Below are 23,905 nucleotides of genomic sequence, written 5' to 3'. Positions count from 1 at the left end.
TACGATAAAAAATATACCATGAATATATCCCTTAAAACATTCATCATCGGCTTCGCCTTCAGTTGTTTAGCCTGCAGTTGCGCCGAACAGTTTCTAGATGTGCAACCCGGTTCACAATATTCGTCAGATTTTCTAAATACCAAAGAAGGCATCGAAGCCATCACCAATTCTGCCTATCAGAATATTTTATTAACGGGAGATGCCGGCGTAAACCGTATTTATGTCGAAGAATCGTGTACCGATGTCTTCGTTAATTTCAGGGGCTTATTAAATGGCAATTTACAGCCCTTTATGGATTTTACTTGGGCCGCCTCACAAGGTTATCTTCAAGACTTCTGGCGGAGTAACTACCGTGCCATCCGCGATGCCAATTTATTACTGAACGCCATTCCGGAGCATCCGCAGTTGAATGATGACGAAAAACGCCAGCTAAGTGGCGAAATGCATTTTATACGCGGTTTTGCCTACGCTTATTTATATAGCTGGTTCGGGTCGGTACCGCTCGTTACACCAGATAGCGAATTGTTACTTGCCCGATCAAGCGATGCCGAAACCCGTGCGCAGATCGAAAGCGATTTATCAGCAGCGGCAGATGAGCTGAATACAACCACACCACTATATGGCCGGGCTACTAAAGGAGCTGCGTTGGGCTTACTTGCACAATACTACCTGCAAACTCGCCAATGGGAAAAAGCCAGTGAGACGGCCCAACAAGTAATGGATTTGAAATTATATGGCCTTTGGTCAGATGTACGCACCTTATTTGCATTGAATAATGAAGGTAATAAAGAAATGATTTATGCTGCTCCAGCCATTGCTATGACCGGTTATGGCAATGTGTGGATAGCCAATGCCTTACCTCCCGGTTACCCCACCGACGTTATGAACACCGCCACACAGGTATGCTTACCCTTAGCATTTTATCAAACATTTACCGACGGTGATCAGCGCAAAGAATTGATTTTAACGCGCTACACCAATAAAAACGGTGCCGTTATCGATCTTACCACTGGTGAGGAATACCAAAATCCGCGCAGCTTTAAATATCCGCTTGATCCGGCACAAGTAGAACGGCACGGCGGCATGGACTTTCCTATTTTGCGTTATGCTGAAATACTATTAATCAAAGCAGAAGCAGACGTGATGGCCGGTAAAAATATAGCCGATGCACTACCTTATCTCAATGAGGTACATACTCGTGCGGGATTAGCTCCTTATCGCAAAGTAGACATTCCGGATCAAGATCACTTTATTGAGCTCGTTTTGAATGAACGTAAATGGGAGTTTTTCAGTGAAGGCCGCAGACGGCAAGATTTACTGCGCCAAGATCAATTCTTACAAAACGCGATCGATCGGGGTAAGCATGCACAAGCTTTCCGGAAATTGTTTCCCATTCCACAAAGCGAAATGGACGCTAATCCCAATCTTGTTCAGAATGATGGTTATTGATTTTTAAACCCTTAAAATTACGTAACACCATGAAGTTATTACAAAAACAGTGTATTTATACCCTGTCCGCTGCTGGTCTCCTCGTCACGGCGATCTGCAGTTTCTCTTCCAGTTGCAAGCAACCACCGGCCGAGCAATCGACAAAACCCAACATCATTCTGATTATGTCTGATGATATGGGTTATTCAGATCTCGGTTGCTATGGTGGTGAAATCGAAACACCCAACTTAGATAGTCTAGCAGCTACCGGCGTACGGTTTACCCAATTTTATAATGGTGCTCGTTGCTGTCCATCACGTGCATCACTAATGACTGGTTTATACCCTCATCAGGCCGGGATTGGCCACATGACCAATCCCAGTGAAAATTTTACGCAGCACGACTATCATGTACCGGGCTATCGTGGAGAGATGAACCCACAGACCCATACCTTAGCGGAAGTATTAAAAACGGCGGGCTACACTACGCTCATGACAGGCAAATGGCATTTGGGTATGGAGCGCAAGGAACAATGGCCCCTGCAACGAGGCTTTGACCATTATTACGGTATTTTAGATGGCGGAGCCAATTATTTCCGTCCCACCTATCCCAGAGGCATTACACTTGAGAACGACACTGTCAATATAGAAGATCCCAACTACTATACAACAGATGCTTTTACAGACCATGCTATTCAGTTTATTGACCAGAGCAAGCAGCAAGATAGCAAACGTCCCTTCTTTTTATATTTAGCTTATAATGCCCCACATTGGCCTTTGCAAGCTCCTAAAGAAGTGATTGATAAGTACCGTGACCGTTATCATGCCGGTTGGGGCAAATTACGTGAAGAGCGTTATCAGCGCATGATTCAGATGGGACTGGTAGATGACAGCTGGCCTTTAAGCAAACAAGACATTTTTGATTGGGAAACCCTAAGTAAGGAAAAGCAAGACGAAATGGCCCTAAGACGTGCCATTTATGCCGCTCAAGTCGACCGCATGGATCAAAACATAGGCAAGCTAGTAACCTATCTCAAGAAACATAACCTTTATGAAAATACGCTCATTGTCTTTATTAACGACAATGGTGCTTGTGCAGAAGGAGGCGATTTAGGTGGTGGCAAAAAAGAAAATTTGGAAACAAAAATCGGCTTCTTTCTCTCTTACGGTAAAGGATGGGCCAATGCATCCAATACTCCTTATCGTGAATATAAACACTGGGTACATGAAGGTGGAATATCCTCACCGCTTATTGCGCACTGGCCGGCAAAAATCCCTCAAAAATTACATGGTACGCTCATTCAGCAATATGGATTTTTGCCCGACATTATGGCCACCTTCGTAGACATCTCCGGAGCTACTTATGCACTTCAGAAAGATGGAAAACCCATCCCAGCTATGGCCGGCAAAAGCCTTTCTTCCCTATTGGAAGGCAAAAATAAACCGGTACACGATCAACCCATTTTCTGGGAGCATGAAGGGAATAAGGCCGTCCGTTTGGGCAACTTCAAAGCAGTGATGAAATGGCAAGACGGGAAAGGAGAGCAACAACACTGGGAACTCTATAATATTCAGCAAGACCGTACCGAGCAGCATGATTTAGCTGGCGAAATGCCTGAGCAAGTAGAAACATTAGCTGCTGCCTGGCAGCAATGGGCAGATAGCCATCAAGTATTACCGTGGCCACAAATGCTAGATAGCCTTCACGCAAACGAGCATAGGCATAAATCATTTTAAAAAAATCATGTATCCTAAGTAAGTTTCTAGAAACTTACTTAGGATACATGACTTATCCATCGAAATAAATGACTTTTCTATTATCGAAACAATAAAAGATTAGCTGTATGTTTGCAACATAATTGCATATAAAAGCTATGACAACAGTAACTGCATTCGACGTCATCATTATTGGTGGAAGTTATGCCGGCTTATCGGCGGCAATGGCCCTAGGGCGCTCCTTGAAAAAAACCTTGGTTATCGATAGCGGCAAACCATGCAACGCACAAACACCACATTCGCATAATTTCTTAACCCACGATGGGGAAACACCACAAGCCATCAGCCAACAGGCGCGCAAGCAAATAGCGCAGTACCCTCATGTCCGATTGTTAAACGATACTGTCACGCAAGGTCATCGAACAGCAGCAGGTTTTGCCATAACGACGCTGACTGGCGAAACATTCACCGCCAGCAAGTTAATTTTTGCTACCGGAATAAAAGATCTGTTACCTAAAATTCCTGGATTTGCCGAATGTTGGGGTATCTCAGTCATTCATTGCCCCTACTGTCATGGTTACGAATATCACAATCAGGCAACAGGCATATTGGCCAATGGCGAACGCGCTTTTCATTTAGCGGGTCTCGTACATAATTTAAGTACTGATTTACGGATTTTGACCAATGGGAAGGCACAATTCACGCCAGAGCAATATGCCATACTTCAGCGTCACGGTATCCCGGTTGTCACCAGCGAAATTACCACCATTGTCCATCAACAAGGCATGTTACAACAGGTACAGCTAAAAGATGGTCATACGCTCCCCTTACGGGCCTTATATGCCGCTGTACCCTTTGAACAACATAGTGATATTCCTGCCAGTCTAGGATGTACTCTTACCGAACAAGGGCACATTCAAGTAGACTCTTTCTATAACACTACAGTCTCCGGAATATTTGCTTGTGGCGATAGTGTATCTCCTATGCGATCGGTAGCCCAAGCCGTTGCTACCGGAAATATGACGGGAGCAATGGTTAATAAAGCCTTGACTGATGAGCGGTTTCTATAAGAACAAACGAAACAAATAAACACTACTGGTGGTATAAGGGTATTACTTCTTACAACATGCTATGCTGTAAGAAGTTTCTCAAAAGCTTCCCGTGCACTCCCGCGAAAGTAGACCTTTCCACAATGTTGGTAGCCCAATTTCTCTAAAATCCGCAACATCGCCTTATTATCGAAATTGGTGTCTATTTTAATGCTGTAGACCTGATGGGAAAGAGCAAGCCCTTCTAATACTTTCATTAAATGGGTTGCCATTCCCTTTATTTTATTATCCTGTGCCACTGCCACCCGATGTATGACCAGGTAATCCTGATTACTCAGCCATTCTCCTTCCAAGGCATCATAAGCTGGTTCGCCATCAAAAATAGCCGCAGCATAAGCTACAATCGATCCATTGCTCGTAACCAGTACATAGCCATATCCCTTATCGATATCCTGCTGCACGACTTTCAGATTTGGATAACCATCCTGCCATTGCTGGCTTCCCTCCTGTTTCCGAAGTTCAATGGCCTGCTGGAGGATTTCCCAGATCCTATTTTGATCCCTAGGCTTGGCTGGCCTTAACGAAAAGTCACTTGTCATCTGTATATGCTAAAAAGCAAAAATACAATTATCCAAGCAAAGATATCGTCTGTTTACTCTGTTGCTAATCGCGTTTCCCCAATCCTCCCCGACTGTAGCGTTGTTTATCCTGGTCCAGTTCCTTCGCTTCCGGGTAAAGTTTATAAAACTCTTGAAGTGCTAGGGAGGGTTTATTCCGTAACTGATAAACCTTTACCAAAGGATCATACGTCCTCACCATCCAAGCCTCCAAATCCTTACGAAATCTAGCCACTTCGCCTTGATAACGGGGTTCATGAATCAAATTATGCAACGCATCCGGATCATGTTCTAAATCGTAAAATTCTTCAGGAGCCCGTAGCTGGTAGGTATTTACGCGCGCGGCAACCTTGGCGTTGGTGGCAGAAGCATCTATCATCGACTTCAGTGTTAAACCTTCATTATTATTGGCATAAACACGTTCCCCATCTGCCCAGGCATTAAAAATATAGGTGTAGCGCTTGTTTTGTACACTTCGTATCGGTGTAGCTCCGCCACCTGCCTTATAATCTATTTCAGCATACACCTTAGTCCTATCATTCTGTTGCTTTCCCTGCAAGAGTGGAAGAAACGATCGTCCGTCAACACCATCTGGAAGTGGAATGTGTAACGCATCCAATAGCGTAGGCAGGTAATCTACCGTGGCAATAAAATCATCATCATTCGCAGTTCCTTCTTTTGTGACTCCCAGCCAACGCACCAGAAATGGTGTCCGGTTGCTCGCATAATACGCATTGGCTTTAGCGAAAGGAATGGCGATACCATTATCAGAAAGAAAGATAACCAAGGTATTATTTGCATAACCTGATTCTTCCAAGGCCTGCATAACGCGCCCGAAAGTATCGTCCAAACGGCGTACAGAGTTGAAATAGTAACTGAGTTCCTTTCGTACACCGGGCAAATCAGGCACAAAACCCGGTACGGTAATGTCTTCCGGTGCGTAAATTTTTGAAGGTCTTTCCTGTCCGTTCTTCAAAGGAATTTCTGGATCAAAAAATGGTCGATGTGGATCATGGGAATTCACCATGAAATAAAAAGGCTTGTCCCCCTTCTTGCATTGCTCAAAAAAAGCTTTCGTACGTTCATAATATAAAGATGGACTACGGCCGTCACCTAAATCGGCCTGATCGAATGCATAATCCCATATAAAATCCGATTTAGGTGTAGAATGTCCTAATTTTCCTAAGATGCCTACCGTATAGTGATGTTTACGCAGGATTTCCATCAGTAAAGGGGTCGGATTACCCGCTTTCATTTTAAAGAAACCATTTACCCCATTATTATGCGGATATCGCCCAGTTGCCAAAATACCTCGGCTCGGTACACAGATCGCAGCATTAACATAAGCATTTTTAAAATTCAGCGATTGTTTCGCAAAACGATCAATATTCGGCGTTATATCCTTTACCGTAGATCCATAACAACTCAAGGAATTACGATCCAGGTCATCGGCAGTAAACAGCACTATATTCAATGGTTTTGCAGTTGAGAACGCAACGTCAATCGATTCATTTTCATCGCCATCTTTTGTCTTGTAGCTACTGAATCCAACAATACACACAGCTAGCGAAACCACCAATGATCGTCTAAAACGGATACGCATGAAACTCATCATTCTTTAAAATTTTGATGCACTTTTCCTTCATAAATATCATCCCAACCAATAATTGGATAAATATTATTCTTCTTAGCCTCTTCATCAAAAAGCTTTTTCAGCTCTTCTAATTTTGCAGGGTGCTTTTTCGCTAAATCAATCCGCTCATTGAAGTCCTGACTCAAATTATAAAGCTCCCATTGATCGTTATCATAAGTATTCGTCAAGGCTTTATCCTGATCGCGTAGAAAATCAATTTGCGTAGGATGATAAAAGATACCGGCTTTCCATCCATCGTGATAGATGGCTCTTGATCCAAAGATACTATAATATTGGGTATGCCTACGGGATGGTGCTTCCTTATCCGCTATTGAATAATAAAGCGAAACGCCTTGTACCGTATCCTGTTTAACCGAGCGGATTTCTTGAGGAGCTTTCAATCCAACAAAATCCAAGGTGGTTGGCAGTAAATCAATCACATGACCATACTGTTTACGTATACCACCCTTTTCTTTAATTTTATTAGGATAAAAGACAATCAGTGGCGTATGGGTAGCCCCTTCCGCATTGGCATCATTCTTCCAATATTTAAATGGTGTATTTAATGCCTGTGACCAGCCAATGGGATAACTGGTATGGTGCCCCTTAGGTGTTCCAATTAAGTCGATATTCGCTAAATTCTCGGCAAAGAAATCACCTTCATAGTTCCGTATAGGATTTTTATTGATCGCTCCATGGAAACCTCCTTCTTTTGTCGCTCCATTATCGCCAATGATCACTAAAAAGAGCGTATTATCTAATTGATTAATCGACTTCAAGTAGTTCACTAGTCGACCCACTTCATAATCCGTATACGTTAAATACCCTGCATAGACCTCCATAAACCGTTCATACAAACGCTTTTCGTCAGCATTTAATGTTTTCCAAGCTCTCACATTGGGGTTTCGATCCGCTAGCTTGGCATCTGCTGGTACCACGCCCAGTTTAATCTGATTGGCCAAGGTTTTTTCCCGGTAAACATCCCAGCCCTCCTTAAACTTACCCTTATACCGGTTGCTCCATGCCGTATCCACCTGATGTGGGGTATGGGTAGCTCCCGGTGCATAGTATAAGAAAAAAGGCTTATCGGGAGACGCCTTTTTCTGTCGGCCGATATATGCAATGGCTTTATCAGTTATCTGTTCGCTTAAATGTCTACCATCAGGTTTGATATGGGTATGGTCTTCCACCAAATTGGGCTTATATTGATCCGTGGCCGATTCCAGGAAACCGAAAAAATGCTCGAAGCCTTTACCCGAAGGCCAATGATCAAACGGACCCGCATCGGTAGCTTCTTCATCTGGAGTCAAGCCAAATTTGCCCACGGCAAAGGTATTATATCCATTTTCCCGCAAAATTTCCGCTATCGTCCCATCTTTTGCCGGTATACGGCCATCCCATCCCGGGAAGCCCGCAGCATTACTCCGATGGGAGAAACCACCTTCATGCACAAAATGGTGGTTACGCCCCGTAAGTAAAGCAGCCCGCGTTGGCGCACAGATCCCCGCATCGTGGAAGTCGGTATACCGGATGCCATTATTCGCTAAACTATCAAATACAGGCGTTTCCACCAGGCCGCCAAAAGCACTCGATGCGCCAAAGCCCACATCATCCAGTAAAATCCAGACTACATTTGGCGCCCCCTGCGGAGCCTTCACTGGATCAGGCCACCATTCCTTTGATTCGGCAAGTGTTTTTCCCACTATACCCTGATAAACTTGTTGCGCACCTTCCTGTGCGTAACTTAAATAGCGGTTCAGCAGCATAGCCACTAAAACCATCGGTATCCATTTTCGGTTCATTGTTTTGACGTATTATTCTTCCGTATCCGCATTAGCCGAAGCAGCCGCGTCTTTTGATTTCAAAAAATTTACGCTTACTTTATGTAAATTGCCCGAGAAGTTAAACGGACTTTGGTATTTGTCGGCCACCGCAGCATGCAGGTCACGGCCAACATCTGTTCCATCTACCCGGTTTTCGCTTACGATCTGTAATTGGCCATCGGACAAATTGCGCTCGCCCACTTTTTCGTCATTGATGTAGAGCGTTTCTGTGCCGGTTCGACCTTTGCCAGCACCGTTTACCCGATAGGCCAATTTAAAACGCACTCTTCCTTTGGGAAGCACCTTATCCGCCACGAGGTACTGCACTTGATCATCAACTTTATGGGCATACTGTAGTTTACCATCCTGAATAAAGAGGCTGATACCACTTTTAATACCCCCTATAGCAAAGAGCACCCCCTGTTCTTTGCCCGTGATAATACTAGCCTCCGCAACCACGTCGAACGACTTTCCATTATAAACCGGCGTACTTACCCCCACGAGGTTGTCTACACCTGGGTATAGGGTTAATTGCGAAACCTTACTGTACACACTTCTGTTCTGCGCTAATCTGGCGCTTGTAAAATCTTTTAGCGGATAAACGTTATATTTCCAGGCTTGTTGGTCAAATAAGTTCTGCAAGGCTTTTAACGTATCGGGGTATTTTGCCGACAAGTCGACTTGCTCATTAAAATCATTTGATAAGTGATAGAGTTCCCAAACATCCTGATCAAAATTACCACCGGGTTTATGCCAGGTTTCTGCTTTCCAACCGTCTCTATAGATTGCCCGTGAGCCTGATATTTCGTAGTACTGCACCTTATGTTTATCAGGAGCATCGGCATGCTGCAAAGCATCGGCTAAGCTCACCCCCTCTATTGGTTCCTGCGGATAGCCATTAATGGTATCGGGATATTCAGCATGAATCAGTTCTAAGGTCGTTGGCAACACATCCATCACATGGCCGTATTGGTTTCTGACGCCACCTTTATCCTTAATCGCTTTCGGATAATAGACAATTAAAGGATTGTGGGTCCCCCCTTCAGCATTTGCATCAGACTTCCAGTACTGAAATGGTGTATTGGCTGCCATCGCCCATCCTTTCGGGTAATCCATATGCGATAAGTCGGTTCCCATAATATCACCTGCTGCTAGTATCGCGTCAAGCTTTTCTTCACCTTTCAGTTGGTTAATTTCTCCGTTCAGGTTTCCCGTCTGTGCACCTGCCTTGCTTGCTCCGTTATCGCCAAGCACCACAAAAATCAAGGTGTTCTCCAACTGATCAATTTGTTCCAGATAGTTGATCACACGACCAATCTCATAGTCGGTATACGAATAAAAAGCGGCATATACCTCCATGAATTTTGCAGAAGCTTTTTTTTCCTTTGCTGTTAAGGATTCCCATGCCTTAACATCCTGCCCACGTGGCGGAAGCGTAGCATTGGCCGGTACCACGCCCAACTTCTTTTGTTTTTCCAATACCAGCTCCCGATACTTATCCCAACCCATATCAAACTTACCCCGGTATTTATCAATCCATTCTTTAGCCACCTGATGCGGAGCATGTGTAGCTCCCGTAGCTAAGTACAGGAAAAAAGGCTTTTCCGGATCGACCGATTTTTGGTTGGAAATGTATTTAATCGCCTTATCGGCCAGTAATTTATTTAGATGATCTGCATTAGGTTCGATATCCAGCTTCGTTTGGTCTTCCCAGAGTTCAGGATGCCACTGATCCGTAGCGCCCGGTAAGAAGCCATAAAAGTGATCGAATCCCCTACCCAATGGCCAACGGTTAAATGGCCCTGCCTGCCCATTTTCTACTACCGGTGTTTGATGCCACTTGCCCACTGCAAAGGTGTTATAACCGTTTTCCCTCAGAATTTCGGCAACATTCGCTTTTTCAAAAGGCATCCAAGTATCGTAGCCCGGAAAGTCTTTAGTGGCCGGTGTGAGCATCCCCATATGCACCGAATGGTGGTTTCTGCCGGTCAACAACGAAGCCCTTGTTGGCGAGCAAATGCCCGTGGTATGAAAATTACTGAACCGAAGTCCATTATTGGCTAATTTTTCGATATTAGGCGTTTCCACCAATCCACCGAAGGCACTAGTAGCCCCAAAGCCCGCATCATCAATCAATATCCATACGATATTGGGCGAACCCGGCGCGGCTTTTTTATTATATGTTATTTTATAGGGAACCGATTCTTCCAGCGTTTTTCCAATATGGCCTTTAAAGGGCTGTTGCGGACTGTGCTGGGCATAGGTCGGATTCGCCGCGAAAATTCCGACCAAGAACCATCCTATTAAAAAGCCATTTGGATGAGTAGTTCTTTTCTTTCGTCTTTTCATACAATACATTCTAGGGTTTATACAAGGGATTTAATGCCGTAGGAATAGGTGCCTTAATGGCTATTTGCCATTGCTGCAGGTCGTGCAACAATTCAGCCGCCTTATCAGGATGTTCCTGTGCCAGATTGTGCCTTTCATATTCATCTTGTTGTAGGTTAAAAAGTTCCACACGGTTATCCTCAAATGTCTGGATGAGCTTCCAATTTCCTTTGCGTATGGCTCCTCCTGGTTTCTGCCGCCACAGTTGATCCATTCCCTTATAAGCTTCCAAATAAGCGGGAAAATGCCAGTACAGCGTTCGCTCGGCAATTTTGCCCGTTTTTAACCATATGGGCGACAGATCTACCCCATCTAAAGCCTTTGTTTCAGGCACCTTCGCGTTGGTAAGTTTTAAAAAAGTAGGAAAAAAATCGATGCTCATTACCGGCTCGTCACTGGCGGAACCCGCTTTTATTTTATTTGGCCATTTAACGATAAGCGGTACCCGAATACCCCCTTCATACAACATTCCTTTCGATCCATTTAAGGGAGCAGCCGATGTTACCGGAAAAAAAGGCCCATTATCTGAAGTAAAAACCACTAAGGTATTATCCGTTAAGCCCGCCGTTTTCAAGTAGGTTAACAAACGTCCAATCTGTGTATCTACCGTTTCCATAAGCGCTGCATAGGTTGGGTTATAGCGCTCTTCATCCGTGGCCTTCTTTTTATATTTTTCCACCAGTTCGGGCTTTGCCTGCAAAGGCACATGTACCGCATAATAAGGCAAGTAGACAAAAAAAGGTTGATGTTTAGACTGCTCTATAAAGGAAATGGCTTCTGAGGTCAGTCTTTCAGTCAATTCTTCCCCTACCACGCCATCTTTTAGTTGCGGATTATGATACGGACTGAAATAGCTTTTGGGCGAACCTGCCTTTCCACCTCCCACATTCCGATCAAATCCCTGTACCTCTGGTCCGTTTTCACTACCGGTTCCCAAGTGCCATTTTCCAAAAATTCCGGTAGCATAACCGTGATCCTTCAATGCTTCGGGAAGCGTGTACACAGCGCTATCCAATTCGGTTTTATTTTTTACCGGAATCAATTTTCTGTTTTTTGTCTCTCCTCGTTCTGCCGTACCTACCGTGTAAATACCCGTTCTCGGCCCATATTGTCCGGATATCAGGGCTGCACGCGTTGGCGCACAATTTGGCGCGTTCGAGTAAGCATTGTTAAATACCATTCCCTCTTTCGAGAGCTGATCAATGTTCGGTGTTTCCAGGTAATGATTTCCTTTATATCCCACGTCTCTCCAACCCAGATCATCGACTATAATGAACACAATATTCGGTGCATCCTGCCTGTTCTTCGGCTGCTCCGAACTAACGGCATATAAATGAAGTACACCTAACAGACACGTTTTAAGCAAGATCAATCGTTTATACATGGTTTTCTTGGTTAACGTTAAACATGGTTACCATCCCGAATTTTGCGTTAAAGCCGAGTTAAGATCAATTTCCCGCTGAGGTATGGGTGCCAAATAATGCTTTTCTGCGGCGTTCGTTTTTCCAACGGCATGTAAGGCTTCTACCATACGATGGGTACGGATTAAATCAAACCAACGCTGAAACTCAAACATCAATTCTTTACGCCTTTGCACATAAACTGCCTCTTGAAATTGGTCATACGATAAACCCACCAGATCAATCGTTGCATCAGCCACCGTAGTAGGCTTGCCATAAGCCCTCCGTATTACTTGGTTAATAGCGTTATACGCCTCCATCGTCGGTCCGTGGTTCGCTTCGTTCAAGGCTTCTGCGTAAATCAATAGGACTTCTGCAAAGCGGATGACCGGAATATTTTGGTTAGACTCTGTCGGATTGGCAATCGTTGACGGATCCCAATATTTACGAAAATGAGGAGCAAATGTATAGGTTTTGCCGTCCTTTGGGCTCACCAAAGACGTGAAGAAGGTAACATCTCTACGCCTATCCTGATCATCAAAAATTTCATAAGCCTCTTCTGTAGGCTCATCGGTACCCGCTGCCGCAATGCCCGGAATACCTACCGGGGTACAAGAAGAAGCCAAGCGATTTCCTTGTCCATTTCCTCCCAAGCATTGCACGGAAAAAATATGCTCCTTTCCATTCTTTGTTTCTACCTTAAAAACATCGGCAAAATCCGCAAACAATCCGTAGCCATAAGGCCCCTGAATCACTTCCAAGCTTTTCGCTGCCGCCTTATCCCAATCCTGCCGTGTCAGGTAAACTTTAGCCAAAATGGCCTTCGCAGCCCCTCCCGTTGCACGGCCTGCATCCTTAGCATCATAGGTATCGGGTAGATCTTCCGCGGCCGTTAAATCGTCAATGATTTGCTCATACACCGTTTCTACTGATGTTCTTTCCACCTGTATCGCATCTTTATCCAAAGAAGTTGTCTCATGCAAAACCAAAGGCACATCACCCCAAATCCGCACCAAATTGAAATACAACAATCCCCTTAAAAATTTAGCTTCATTAACCAACCGGTTACGGAGCGTGACATCTATATCAATATTCGGAATATTGTCTATAGCAATATTCGCACGGTTAATTGCCGTATAATGTTCGTGCCAATTCTCATCCACCCGATCATTCGAGGGCGATTGCGTTAAAGCAGCCATTGCCCGTACGTCGATATTCGTTACCCGTTGTCCGGCAATGGCATCGTCGGTTTGAATTTCGAATGCCAGGTGAAACAAGCGATTGTACATGGTTATACCACCATTGTTTAAAGCTGCATTATAGACGCTATTTACCGCACTTATGGCATCTTCGCTCGTTTTATAAAATTGTTGGGTTGTTAAGATAGAATCGGGCTGTTCTTCTAATTTCGCGCAGGCCGAAAGGGCTACGATCAGCAGCCCCATATAATATATTTTCTTGTTCATCAGCATAATCGTTTTAACCTTCCATCCTTAAAGCGTAAGATTGATACCGCCCGTAAACAATTTGGCATTTGGATATACACCATAATCAATTCCCTGCGTTAAAGTACTCTGTCCGTTTTTACTTACCTCTGGATCATAGCTGGTATAGTTTGTCCAGGTAATCAAATTTTGTGCAGCAACATAAATTCTGAGTTTCGCATTGGAAGTTGTGCTCAATAGGTGCAGAGGGAAGGTATAACCAATAGTGAGATTCTTCAAGCGTAAGTAAGAAGCGTCTTCCACATAGCGGTCAGAAGCCTCTGCCGCAGGATCTTCGTATGCTCGCGGAATAACATTGCCCTGATTTTCGGGTGTCCAACGATCCAATGCCGTTATGGATGCATTTTGTTGTCCACTCAAAATTTCCAGCTGCTGTTTGTTTTGGTTAAAGATCTTGTTTCCATAAGATCCCTGAAAAAGAATGTTCAGATCAACATTTTTATAGCTCAGATTATTGCTCAATCCACCTAAAAATTTAGGTTGTGCATTTCCTAAGATAAAGCGATCGCCCGAAGTGGTAATGACGTTATCCCCATTTTTATCCACATAACGTTGGTCGCCGGGTTGGTTTTTCGTTAAGTACACTGGAAGGTTAGCGATATCATCGCTCAATTGAAAAATACCATTGGTTTTTAACCCGTAAAAAGATCCCAAAGGCTGTCCTACTTGAGCAATACTAACGCCAGAAATAATACTTTCCACCCCTTCGCCCAAACTCAGCACCTTATTGCGGTTAAGCGAGAAGGTTAGCGCTGAACTCCAATTGAATGCGCCACTGGTATTTTGGGAATTCAGTGCAAACTCCAGTCCTTTATTGGAAACCTTACCGTAATTTTGCAAGGAAGTAGACTGTCCGGTAGTATACGGTAGTGGCACATCCAGCAAGAGGTCTGAAGTATGTTTATAATAGGCATCTACGGTAAAGGTAAATCGACTATTGGCTAAGGCAATATCAATACCTGCATCATATTGTGCTGTTGATTCCCAACCTAAATCCGGATTACCAATACGGTTAGGCGCATAGCCAATGACCGTTGCGCCTCCAAAAAAATAGGTACTGGATGCCAACGTAGATAGCGATTGATAAACCCCAATTTCCTGATTCCCGGTTAATCCAGCACTTAAGCGAAGTTTTAAGTTATTGATCACATCAGGTAAGTTCAAAAAGCGCTCCTTACTCGCATTCCAGGCAAAGGCAGCAGATGGGAAATAACCCCAGCGATGATTTGCCCCAAAGCGCGAAGATCCATCAGCACGAGCGGTAACCGTAAATAAGTATTTATCGTCTAAGGAATAATTCACCCTCGCCAGAAAAGAATTTAAGGCCCATTCAGACGAACCAGAAGTAGGCTTGGTGTATACCACGCCACTTCCGAGGTCATTGTAAGTTAATTGTTCGGTACTAAAACCCTGCGAACCGGCTGTTACTGTTTCTGCACGATAGGCTTGTTGCGTAAAACCAATTACTGCATTGATGGTATGCTTTTCCCCAAAAGTTTTTACATAACTCAAGGTATTTTCGTTCAGCCAGGACGATACTGTTTTAGCACCCACAGCAGCTGTACCCGTAGCATTTGAATTAGCCCCTTGATAAAGCGTGGTTGGAATATAGCGATTCTCTTTATTGTTGATGATATCAGCACCAAAAGATATTTTAGCCGTTAAGCCATCAGCTATTTGATATTCACCATAGGCATTTCCCAGAATCCGACTTGTATTGCTCTGGTTTGTTTCCTGTGTTAACGTAGCGATAGGGTTTCCCAAGGGCGTTTCAAAGGCACTTTGATAGGTATAGGCACCATTGGCATCCCAGATAGGAACCGTTGGTGGCATGAGCAATAGAGAACGTACAATATTATCTTCCGCAATCTGTGCATTTGTTTTACTGGCAGTGAAATTGGCGCTCACCTTGAATTTCGTAGATACCTGCCGATCCAGGTTCAGTCGACCGGAAATCCGCTCAAAATCGGTATTCAATAGCACCCCCTCTTGTTTATAATAATTACCCGAAACGGTATAGTGGGTTTTTTCATCTCCTCCCAGTATCGTTAACTGATGATTTTGCGCAGGCGCTGTGCGAAAGGCTGCCTCCTGCCAATCCGTACCCCCACTTAAATTGGCCAATTCCTCATCCGAGTAATAAGGACTTTTTCCTGCATTCACCCGGGCGTCATTTTTCAGCAATGCCCACTGTTTTGCGTCTGTTAACACATCCACCTTATTACCTACCCGTTGTACACCGTATGACCCATCGTAGGTGACCACATTTCTTCCCGCCTTTCCCTTTTTTGTAGTGATCAATACCACACCATTTGCCCCTCTAGAGCCATATATGGCTGTTGCCGATGCATCTTTCAGCACATCAATGGATTCAATATCACTCGGGTTAAGTCCCGATAGCGCATTGATATTCGGACCACTGGCAACGCCCGCACTGGCATCGCCATTGTTATTATAAATGGGAAACCCATCAACCACATAAAGTGGTTCATTACCTGCGGTAATCGAGTTACCACCACGAATCCGGACACTTACCGGACTGCCCGGCTGCCCAGAAGTCTGCGTAATCTGCACACCAGGTACTGCACCCTGCAACAGGCGCTCAAAGGAACTCACTTGTTGGTTCAATGCTTCTTTAGGCAGGGAAGCTACCGATCCCGTCAGGTCGCTTCGTTTTTGCGTACCATAACCCACTACCACCACATCATTAAGCTGGTTAAATGCTTCTTTTAAGTGAATGGTGACTGGACTTCCATCGACCACGAGTTCCTGCGTTTCGTAACCGATGTAGCTAACCACTAAGGTAAAAGGTAATTTTTGTCCGGTGTATAACGTAAAGGCACCATGGTCATCCGTAGTAGTACCATTGGTTACCCCTTTTATTTGCACGGACACACCACTGAGGCCAGTATTCGCCTGCGCATCAAGCACCTGACCTTTTAATACCGCATTCACCATCGGCTTGTTCTGACCATATATCGCGTCAGGCAATACTGTAAATAAGGTGGTTGTAAAAGCAACAAACGTGCACGTATAAGATAAAGTTACAAAAGTCTTCCAGACTTTGTTATGAAATTGCATAGCTTTGCTAAAGGTTTAATGGAACACGAGAAACAGGTGCCAACGCCAATTGAATGCCTGTCTCTTAATCTTTAAATCCTGGAGCCGCTTTTGGCGGCTTCTTTATAAAAAATTTCTAGTTAATTACATATATAAAATATAAGGCACTCCTTTCTTTTAAAAATTATTCTTTACTAAATAGTAGGTTGTTGAGACACAGATTTCCATAAATCAAAACGTTAACAACAACATCGATTTTCTTGAGAAAAAAATCTATGCAATTGCTTATTAAATGTCCGTTTTCGTAATGATGGCATCTGCTGTTGATCGTAATCGGCAACAAATGTAAGAGAAATTCAATCTAAAACAAATAAAATCTATAGGTTTTATAGTTTTTATTATTTTATATCCTTATTGCTCGTTTGAAGTATCAAACTAACGCGTAATCGGATAAAAGCATCAAATTAGGACGAAAGTGCTATTTTACGACAAATGCGATATGATTATTTTGTTGTACAGACTTAACAGCTGCTCTTACTATACCATCTATCGCTGTAGTAAATTTTGCGCTTCCATCCAATAAATACAACGCCCAAACCATTCCTTAAATGGTGGCGCCGATAGAAAACCATGCTCACCCTTAGCATAAATATGCAATCCGACAGCCACATGGTATTTTCGAAGTGCTTGATAAAACGACAAGCTGTTTTCTACAGGCACAACCTCGTCCGTTACCGCATGAACCAAAAAAGTAGGCGGTGTTTGTGCATTAATGTGTAGTTCATTGGAAAACAGCCTGATTTGTTCCGACGGAGGATTTGCGCCCAGGAGACAATTCCGCGAACCAACATGACCAATGCTATCTGTCATACTAATCACTGGATTAATTAGGAGTAAAAAGTCCGGCCGCAGACTAATCTGCTCAGGATGGTTCACATACGCTTTTCCAAAATGTGTTCCTGCAGTAGCAGCTAGATGTCCACCAGCGGAAAATCCCATCATTCCAATTCTTCTCGGATTTATCCCCCAACGAGCCGCCCCTTCACGTACAATCCGTATCGCTTGTTGTGCATCCTGCAACGGGCCAATAGCTTTATCAACCATAATCTCCTCATCAGGCAAGCGGTATTTTAGCACAAATGCGGTAACTCCGTGTTCAGCCAATGCTTTTGCGATATCTGATCCTTCCCGCTTAAACAAGAGTACATGGTATCCGCCACCCGGACAAATAATTACGGCCGTACCATTAGCCTTATCCGGAGGTGGTTGAAAAACGGTCAAATCAGGGATCGAAACACGATAAACCAAGGTATCTACCTGTTCGTTCGCTTCTTTCCTTTCCCGATTACTTGCCGGTTTCGAATTGGGTATCTTGTTTTCATAGAGCGGTATTTGCTTTTGCGCATGACAAAACACAAACGCTACCAGCATTACAGTCACACAAAAAGCTTTTATAGTCTTCGTCTGCATATCGCTTTTTTTAACGTTGATCCTTTCACTTCATTGTCGCAAAACGGTAGTGGCCCGAACCCATTGCAATCACCGCATACCCCCTTTCATTACGCAAAAACCTAAGCTCAGGCACGTCTTTCAACGGTGTGCCATTTTCTATTACTTCTTTGCCATAAGCTAAGGGCACCCATACCTCTGCCGTAGTATTTACCGGAATTTCAACCTCCAGGTTAAAACCCTTTTCGTTAATATTCCATGCACTGCCAATCCTTCCATAAACCGACTGAAACGATCCTTTTGCATGGCACAAATCCCCAGCCGGCTGTGGTTTAATTATAATTTTCTTAAATCCTGGCGCCGCTTCATTAATCCCAACTAACGATCGGAAAAACCATTCGCCTATAGAACCAAACATGGGATGATTTTTTGAAAACGTATTATCAGAGGCCTTCCATGTTTCCCACAGTGTGGTAGCACCATGCGCAACCATATATCCCCAACCCGGAAAATCGCGTTGGTTGGCTATTCGATAAGCCATTTCATACTCATCAGCTGACCTCAAAACATCAAATAACATTTTGGTACCAAATATACCGGTAGACAAATGCCCCTTCTTTTCTTCAAAGGCATCCATCAATGTTTTCCATAGGCCTTCATCATTTGCCGTATCCACTACCCCACTCCATAATCCAAACAACAAGTCTGATTGTGTATTTTTACCAAACTGCCCCTTACCCTGTGCAAATTTTTGAATAATGGCCTTCTTGATCGCTTTAGCTAGGTTTGCATAAAGCGTAGCATCATTTCCCTTGCCAAGAATCGTTGCCATATCCGTCAATAAACACACCTGCTGATAATAAAAAATTGAGGCAGTCAATGGTATCGATTTTTCTGCTAGCGATTCATGGTCGCCCAAGTCCGTATCAAGCAGGTGTTGAGTCGCCCTAGTACGCAGAAACTCGACTTGTTTGCGCACCGCCTCGTAATTTTCTTCCACAATGCGCTTATCACCATAAAAATCGTACATTTTTTTAATTATATATGAAAAGCCCAATTGAAAACCCAAAGGGCCCGATTGATCTCCCGGCCCGGCGTCGGCAATACCTACAAAAGGAGCCGTTTCTGTAATTCCGCCAAGTGTACGTTGTTCATTTGCAAAATCACGAATAATTTTAGCGTAAAAATTGGCCATTCCATAATTGTACATAAACGTTTCTGCCGTACACAAAATGTCGCCTCCATAAGGCAATCTTTCACGGCCCGGGCAATCGGATATTGTACTGAATACATTACTCATAAATGTCCAGCGTATATTTTCCTGTAATTGGTTAAATAATGCATTAGACGAAGCAAATTGCCCCTTTTCTGCGAGGTCTGTATTCATGCGTAGCCCCTCAATATCTTCAACAGTAGGTTTTCCCGGCCATCCTTTTATCTCTACATAACGAAAACCATGGAATGTAAAACGAGGAGCCCAGGTTTCCACTCCTTTCCCATTTAGAATATAGCTATCTTCCTGCCAGGCCACAGGCGGTGCCCCCGGGCCACCATTACCCTGCTTAATCTGGCCTGCAACAGTAGTCATTACATTCACATTTCCATCCGGATAAACATCCTCCCCATAGCGCAGCACTATCTTTGTTCCCGCCGGCCCCTTTACACGAATGCCGACCACTCCGGCAAAATTCTGCCCCATATCCGCTACGAAGGTACCCGGCGAAGTCTCCCGAATACGAACAGGTTTTATCCGTTTCGTTACCCGTATAGGCGGCTGTCGCTGAGCGGTTAATACCCCAGCAGGCCCTTCCACCTCAACCGCCTGTTTCCATCCATTACTAGATGCTGATACGGTACACCAATCCGGATCATAACGGCGCCCATCGTCATGCTCTCCCAAATAAATATTATTTCGAATTACCGGCCCCGGAGCAGTTTGCCAGTCGCCACCAGTCGCTATAGTCTTAACCGTTCCGTCCCGATACGTTAAACGAAGCATTGCCTTTACCTTAGGTCGTCCCGTTTCCAAGGCATCGCGCATATTGATATTTCCCCAAAAACGTAAGGGCAAAGGATTATACCAACCATTACCCAGCATAAACCCAATTACATTATCTCCCTTGCTAAGTTGCTTACTGATGTCGTAAACCGAGTACAACACCTGTTTATCATAAGTTGTCCAACCCGGATCCAGCACATGATCACCAATTTTGCTACCATTTAAATAAGCCTCATAATAACCTAAACCGCTTACATACAAACGAGCTGACACCATATTTTTGGAAACATGAAATGATTTTCTGAACAAGGGCATAGGATCGTCACCATAAAAATTTTCATCTCGTGTAAATTGCTTACTGCCATCCCCTATCCATTGCCCTGTCCAATCCGAGCTAGCCAACATTGCCGTTTCAAACCACTCCGGTTCACTCCAATCAGAAACCTTACCCTGTTTATCATATACCCGCACACACCAATAATAACGCGTAAACGATTGAAGCGGCTTACCCTTATACACCACCTGTATATTCTGTTCAGAAACTACTTTACCCGTAGACCATACCGTACCCTTCTTTTTTTGAATAGCTTCCAAATTATCCGCTACAATAAGTTCATAAGCCATTTGTTGCTGATCCCTTTTATCTGCCGCAAGAGTCCAGCTGAACCTGGGCAAGTGCACATCCAAGCCCAAAGGTTTTTTCAGGTACTCACACGTTAGCTCATCTGGTCGAATGGTGCTTCCCATCATCCATAGTGGAAGCAAGATCAGGAGATATAAAAGATAGTTTTTCAATGATTTCATTATCCGAACAATCAATTTACGTGCTAATATGCTATTTTTTCTGGAGCATCGATTTTAATACACTATAAGGACAACTTACTGTTGTCAGGTAAACAGGTCCACGCGTGTATTGTGGTGGGTAATAACACTCATAAGGCCCTGAAAATTCACCACCTTTTCTAAAATCACTTTCCCGAAGACCATCGATATATTCGCTTACCAGCTGTGATGCGAGCGACTCATCAACTTGCGCTATTGCAAACGCAACCCAACCGGTGGCGGTTCCCCAATAAGCACCATTTTGGTATTGATTATGCGGTACGATGGCATCTTCCCAAGCCGTTTCTTCGCTAAAATCTTCTCCAGCGATAATATGCCTAACACTCCCTTTATACGCAAGTTTTCCATTTTGGTAAGCATTAGCCAAGTGCTGCGCAGCCCATAACGCTGCCCCATCTTCCAAAATACCAAGGTAAATGGCAAGCGCTGTTCCCCATACATCAGGCTGCCCACTCTTCCCATTAGCTGCCCTTAACATCCCATCCCGATTCAGAAAAGTGCGCGGAATTTCTTCCTTTAATCGCTGCGCGATGTGCCGGTAAATTTTTCCCTTCTCCTGATCTTTTAGCCGATCAAAAATAGCCGCCAATTGAAGCGCTGCTCGGTATTTCAAGATCGAGGGATAGCTTAAGTCGCCCGTAATACGAATAGCATCCCGAAAGCCAAAATCAACACCTCGGAAATTATCGGTAGTATATACCAATGCGCTCTGTGCCCGTGAAGGAGGAACTTTGAAGGCCATTTCCAGTCGATCTATCAGCCGGGTACCCTTGATTTTCTCCTCCAGAATTTTATCATCATTTGTAGTCCGAAGATAATAATCGGCCATCTCGATAAAATAAAATTGATCGCAATAAGGAGGCGTCATACCAAACTCCTCTACGCCCTGCTCCTCATAATCATAGGTGCCTGGAAAGTAGATCGGCTTACGATCATCCACCCGTATATGATCTGCAATTGCACCAAGCGGCACCAAGCTCCCCCCTTTCGTGATCCACGATTGGTTGCATTGCGTCGAAGCCGTCAGCAGGAGCATATGCTTTTGCTCCTCATTAGCAACAAAGCCACTACTAAGCGTCATGGCGTAATCCCGGATCCAAAAAGAAGGGTATGTTGCTCTACCTCCGGGCCGTATCAAGACACCCCCCGTATTATTGGCACCAAAAGGTGCTACCAATTGCTGCCCCGGCTGTATACGCGAGCTATCCAATACCGCCTTGGTCAGGCCTTCTAAGAACATGAAATCGTTTGGCTTGATGATGTCCTGTGCCGTACACAACGGTATGATCACCGCCTGGCAAATGAATAGCCATACGATCTTTTTAATCGTTAATCCCATCCTTCATTCTGTTCTAAATTTCTGTTCTTGGTAATCTCCTGTTGCGGAATAGGCATAAACTTCATGGCAGGCGTAAATACATTTGGCCGCGCATCCACCGGAATGTATTCGTAGGTAAAACTACCATCCGCCTGGCGCTTGATAAATACCCCTGTATAGCGTTTCCCATTTAGCATCTCGTCCGCTAAATTCCAGCGCCTGATATCCCAGTACCGCTTCTGCTCAAAACAAAGTTCAACATAACGCTCATTCCTGATCAAGGAGCGCATGGCATCTTTATTCAAACTCCCCATAACAAGCGGACTCGTAATACCCGCTCTCGCCCGAATAGCGTTGACCGCCTCATAAACACTTGCGTCAGGGCTAGCTAAATATTCATTTTGCGCTTCAGCATAATTCAGCAATACCTCGGCATAGCGTATTTCTATCCACGGTTGGTCGCTCCCCCTATTCCCAATATATTCCGTGTTCTCCGGATTTATAGCCTTCCGTGTATAATACCCCGTAATGGTGTTGTATATTTTCGCCGTGGGGTCTGCATCATAATCACGCCCACCCTGATAGATCTGCAACGTTGTTTCCTTCACCGGCGGGCCACTATTCGTTCCCTTCATTTTAGAGCCATTATAGGCAATAAAAGCATAAAACCGATCATCACGCCCCTCATACGGGTGGCCTTCGTCATAACTCGAACCAGCTTCGGCGATCAGCTTACCATTTTTCATCGGGAAAGCGTTTACCAATTCTTGTAGCGGGGATAGCTGCCCCGCATTATCGTTTGCAAAAATAAGCGGTTTCAGACCGGAGTCCCAGCTATGCTGCTTTTCAGGTAATCGATACTGCACCTCAAATACCGCTTCCGGATTAGCACCCTTTTCCAGCCAGAGTCGATTGAGATCCGGATAGAGGCTATAGCCTCCATCGATAATAATAGACCTGTTGATATCAGCCGCATTTTTCCAGCGTTCGTTATCCTGTCCTTCGTTATAAAAAGGACTAGCATAGTAAAGCGCTAAGCGGCCCCGCAATGCCGTTGCCGCACCCTTTGATGCCCTACCTCGCGGAACTGAAACCGGAAGTTCTTCCGCCGCTAAACTCAGCTCACGATCAACAAAAGCAAAACATTCGTCTAGCGTATTGCGGCTTACCTCCAGATCTTCTTCCAGGCTCTGCGCATGTTCAATAAGCGGCACACCACCATAACGTTTCAGGAGATCAAAATATAGAAAAGCTCTCAGAAAGCGCGCCTCCCCCTTCATCTCTGTTTTCGCCTGTTCCTCAACAGGAGCTTCATCAATACGGGCGAAAAATTCATTAGCCTTTCTGATCCCTTCATAAGCACCCCCCCAAATATCCATTGGGTTCGAAATCTGATCCCACTGCCCGGCCAAAATCAAGTTGGGCGCATATTGCGGATAATTATTCCGACCCTCATCGGTAATATTATCCAGCGTATTCAGATAATCATATCCACCACGTGTGTTGTATAAACTGTTGACATACATCCGTATCAGATTTTCGTCTTTCCATACATCTTCGTCGGTAATTTCTCCCGGATTATCCGGATTTAAAAAATCTTTGTTGCAAGCGCACAGCAGAAGCACGATGCTGCCCAACACTAAGCTTGTTAAATATTTCCTAATCATCGTTATAAGCG

Annotated in this window: 14 protein-coding genes; 3 read left to right on the top strand and 11 right to left on the bottom strand. The window is 44.3% G+C overall.

All coding sequences use genetic code 11. The features are described from left to right. Positions 1-18 precede the first annotated feature (18 nt). The 3 genes from ABD930_RS16340 to ABD930_RS16330 all read left to right on the top strand — a co-directional run bounded on the left by ABD930_RS16340 (position 19) and on the right by ABD930_RS16330 (position 4,213). Entirely contained in the window at positions 19-1,449 is a 1,431-nt protein-coding gene (locus ABD930_RS16340; protein ID WP_345233082.1) for a RagB/SusD family nutrient uptake outer membrane protein, read from the top strand. A gap of 29 nt (positions 1,450-1,478) precedes the next feature. Continuing rightward, on the top strand, positions 1,479-3,164 hold the full coding sequence (locus ABD930_RS16335; protein ID WP_345233079.1) for an arylsulfatase: 1,686 nt from the start codon (positions 1,479-1,481) through the stop codon (positions 3,162-3,164). A gap of 137 nt (positions 3,165-3,301) precedes the next feature. Beyond that, entirely contained in the window at positions 3,302-4,213 is a 912-nt protein-coding gene (locus ABD930_RS16330) for an NAD(P)/FAD-dependent oxidoreductase (RefSeq protein WP_345233077.1), read from the top strand. A 59-nt stretch (positions 4,214-4,272) separates the two neighbouring features. Here the strand turns inward: ABD930_RS16330 and ABD930_RS16325 are convergent, their stop codons facing one another. From ABD930_RS16325 to ABD930_RS16275, 11 genes are all read right to left on the bottom strand, one after another. Further along, the gene (locus ABD930_RS16325; protein ID WP_345233075.1) at positions 4,273-4,791 is read right to left on the bottom strand and encodes a GNAT family N-acetyltransferase; all 519 of its coding nucleotides are present in this window, start codon (positions 4,789-4,791) and stop codon (positions 4,273-4,275) included. Positions 4,792-4,855: 64 nt separating this feature from the next. Continuing rightward, on the bottom strand, positions 4,856-6,424 hold the full coding sequence (locus tag ABD930_RS16320) for a sulfatase family protein (protein ID WP_345233072.1): 1,569 nt from the start codon (positions 6,422-6,424) through the stop codon (positions 4,856-4,858). After that, positions 6,421-8,244, bottom strand: a complete 1,824-nt coding sequence (locus tag ABD930_RS16315) for an arylsulfatase (RefSeq protein WP_345233070.1) — start codon at positions 8,242-8,244, stop codon at positions 6,421-6,423. Before ABD930_RS16315 ends, ABD930_RS16320 begins: the two co-directional genes overlap by 4 nt. 12 nt (positions 8,245-8,256) lie before the next feature. Continuing rightward, entirely contained in the window at positions 8,257-10,614 is a 2,358-nt protein-coding gene (locus tag ABD930_RS16310) for an arylsulfatase (protein WP_345233068.1), read from the bottom strand. Between the two features lie 10 nt (positions 10,615-10,624). Then, a complete protein-coding gene (locus tag ABD930_RS16305) occupies positions 10,625-12,037 on the bottom strand; it encodes a sulfatase (RefSeq protein WP_345233066.1) in 1,413 nt (470 codons plus the stop codon). A 27-nt stretch (positions 12,038-12,064) separates the two neighbouring features. Beyond that, positions 12,065-13,519, bottom strand: a complete 1,455-nt coding sequence (locus ABD930_RS16300) for a RagB/SusD family nutrient uptake outer membrane protein (RefSeq protein WP_345233064.1) — start codon at positions 13,517-13,519, stop codon at positions 12,065-12,067. 27 nt (positions 13,520-13,546) lie between these two features. Then, positions 13,547-16,639, bottom strand: coding sequence for a SusC/RagA family TonB-linked outer membrane protein (locus ABD930_RS16295; protein WP_345233062.1), 3,093 nt, complete (start codon positions 16,637-16,639; stop codon positions 13,547-13,549). Positions 16,640-17,164: 525 nt separating this feature from the next. After that, complete coding sequence (locus ABD930_RS16290) at positions 17,165-18,088, bottom strand: alpha/beta hydrolase (protein ID WP_345233060.1); 924 nt, start codon at positions 18,086-18,088, stop codon at positions 17,165-17,167. Positions 18,089-18,113: 25 nt separating this feature from the next. Further along, positions 18,114-20,870: a family 78 glycoside hydrolase catalytic domain gene (locus tag ABD930_RS16285; RefSeq protein ID WP_345233058.1), complete on the bottom strand. Its 2,757-nt coding sequence runs from the start codon at positions 20,868-20,870 to the stop codon at positions 18,114-18,116. A gap of 31 nt (positions 20,871-20,901) precedes the next feature. Next, positions 20,902-22,248 (bottom strand): glucosidase family protein, encoded by a 1,347-nt coding sequence (locus ABD930_RS16280; protein ID WP_345233056.1) that lies wholly within the window; start codon positions 22,246-22,248, stop codon positions 20,902-20,904. Continuing rightward, positions 22,239-23,894, bottom strand: coding sequence for a RagB/SusD family nutrient uptake outer membrane protein (locus ABD930_RS16275; protein ID WP_345233054.1), 1,656 nt, complete (start codon positions 23,892-23,894; stop codon positions 22,239-22,241). Before ABD930_RS16275 ends, ABD930_RS16280 begins: the two co-directional genes overlap by 10 nt. Positions 23,895-23,905: the final 11 nt, after the last annotated feature.

Origin of the sequence: Olivibacter ginsenosidimutans, from assembly GCF_039542865.1 — a bacterium.
Taxonomy (GTDB): Bacteria; Bacteroidota; Bacteroidia; order Sphingobacteriales; family Sphingobacteriaceae; genus Olivibacter; species Olivibacter ginsenosidimutans.
The sequence above is the reverse complement of the archived record's forward strand: the minus strand, read 5'-3'. Positions and strand labels throughout refer to the sequence as shown.

Bases quoted from the DNA above. Each gene is read 5' to 3' on its own strand.
- ABD930_RS16290 (WP_345233060.1), bottom strand. From the start codon at position 18,088: ATGCAGACGAAGACTATAAAAGCTTTTTGTGTGACTGTAATGCTGGTA.
- ABD930_RS16325 (WP_345233075.1), bottom strand. From the start codon at position 4,791: ATGACAAGTGACTTTTCGTTAAGGCCAGCCAAGCCTAGGGATCAAAAT.
- ABD930_RS16305 (WP_345233066.1), bottom strand. From the start codon at position 12,037: ATGTATAAACGATTGATCTTGCTTAAAACGTGTCTGTTAGGTGTACTT.
- ABD930_RS16340 (WP_345233082.1), top strand. From the start codon at position 19: ATGAATATATCCCTTAAAACATTCATCATCGGCTTCGCCTTCAGTTGT.
- ABD930_RS16315 (WP_345233070.1), bottom strand. From the start codon at position 8,244: ATGAACCGAAAATGGATACCGATGGTTTTAGTGGCTATGCTGCTGAAC.
- ABD930_RS16320 (WP_345233072.1), bottom strand. From the start codon at position 6,424: ATGATGAGTTTCATGCGTATCCGTTTTAGACGATCATTGGTGGTTTCG.
- ABD930_RS16310 (WP_345233068.1), bottom strand. From the start codon at position 10,614: ATGAAAAGACGAAAGAAAAGAACTACTCATCCAAATGGCTTTTTAATA.
- ABD930_RS16335 (WP_345233079.1), top strand. From the start codon at position 1,479: ATGAAGTTATTACAAAAACAGTGTATTTATACCCTGTCCGCTGCTGGT.
- ABD930_RS16330 (WP_345233077.1), top strand. From the start codon at position 3,302: ATGACAACAGTAACTGCATTCGACGTCATCATTATTGGTGGAAGTTAT.
- ABD930_RS16280 (WP_345233056.1), bottom strand. From the start codon at position 22,248: ATGGGATTAACGATTAAAAAGATCGTATGGCTATTCATTTGCCAGGCG.
- ABD930_RS16295 (WP_345233062.1), bottom strand. From the start codon at position 16,639: ATGCAATTTCATAACAAAGTCTGGAAGACTTTTGTAACTTTATCTTAT.
- ABD930_RS16300 (WP_345233064.1), bottom strand. From the start codon at position 13,519: ATGAACAAGAAAATATATTATATGGGGCTGCTGATCGTAGCCCTTTCG.
- ABD930_RS16275 (WP_345233054.1), bottom strand. From the start codon at position 23,894: ATGATTAGGAAATATTTAACAAGCTTAGTGTTGGGCAGCATCGTGCTT.
- ABD930_RS16285 (WP_345233058.1), bottom strand. From the start codon at position 20,870: ATGAAATCATTGAAAAACTATCTTTTATATCTCCTGATCTTGCTTCCA.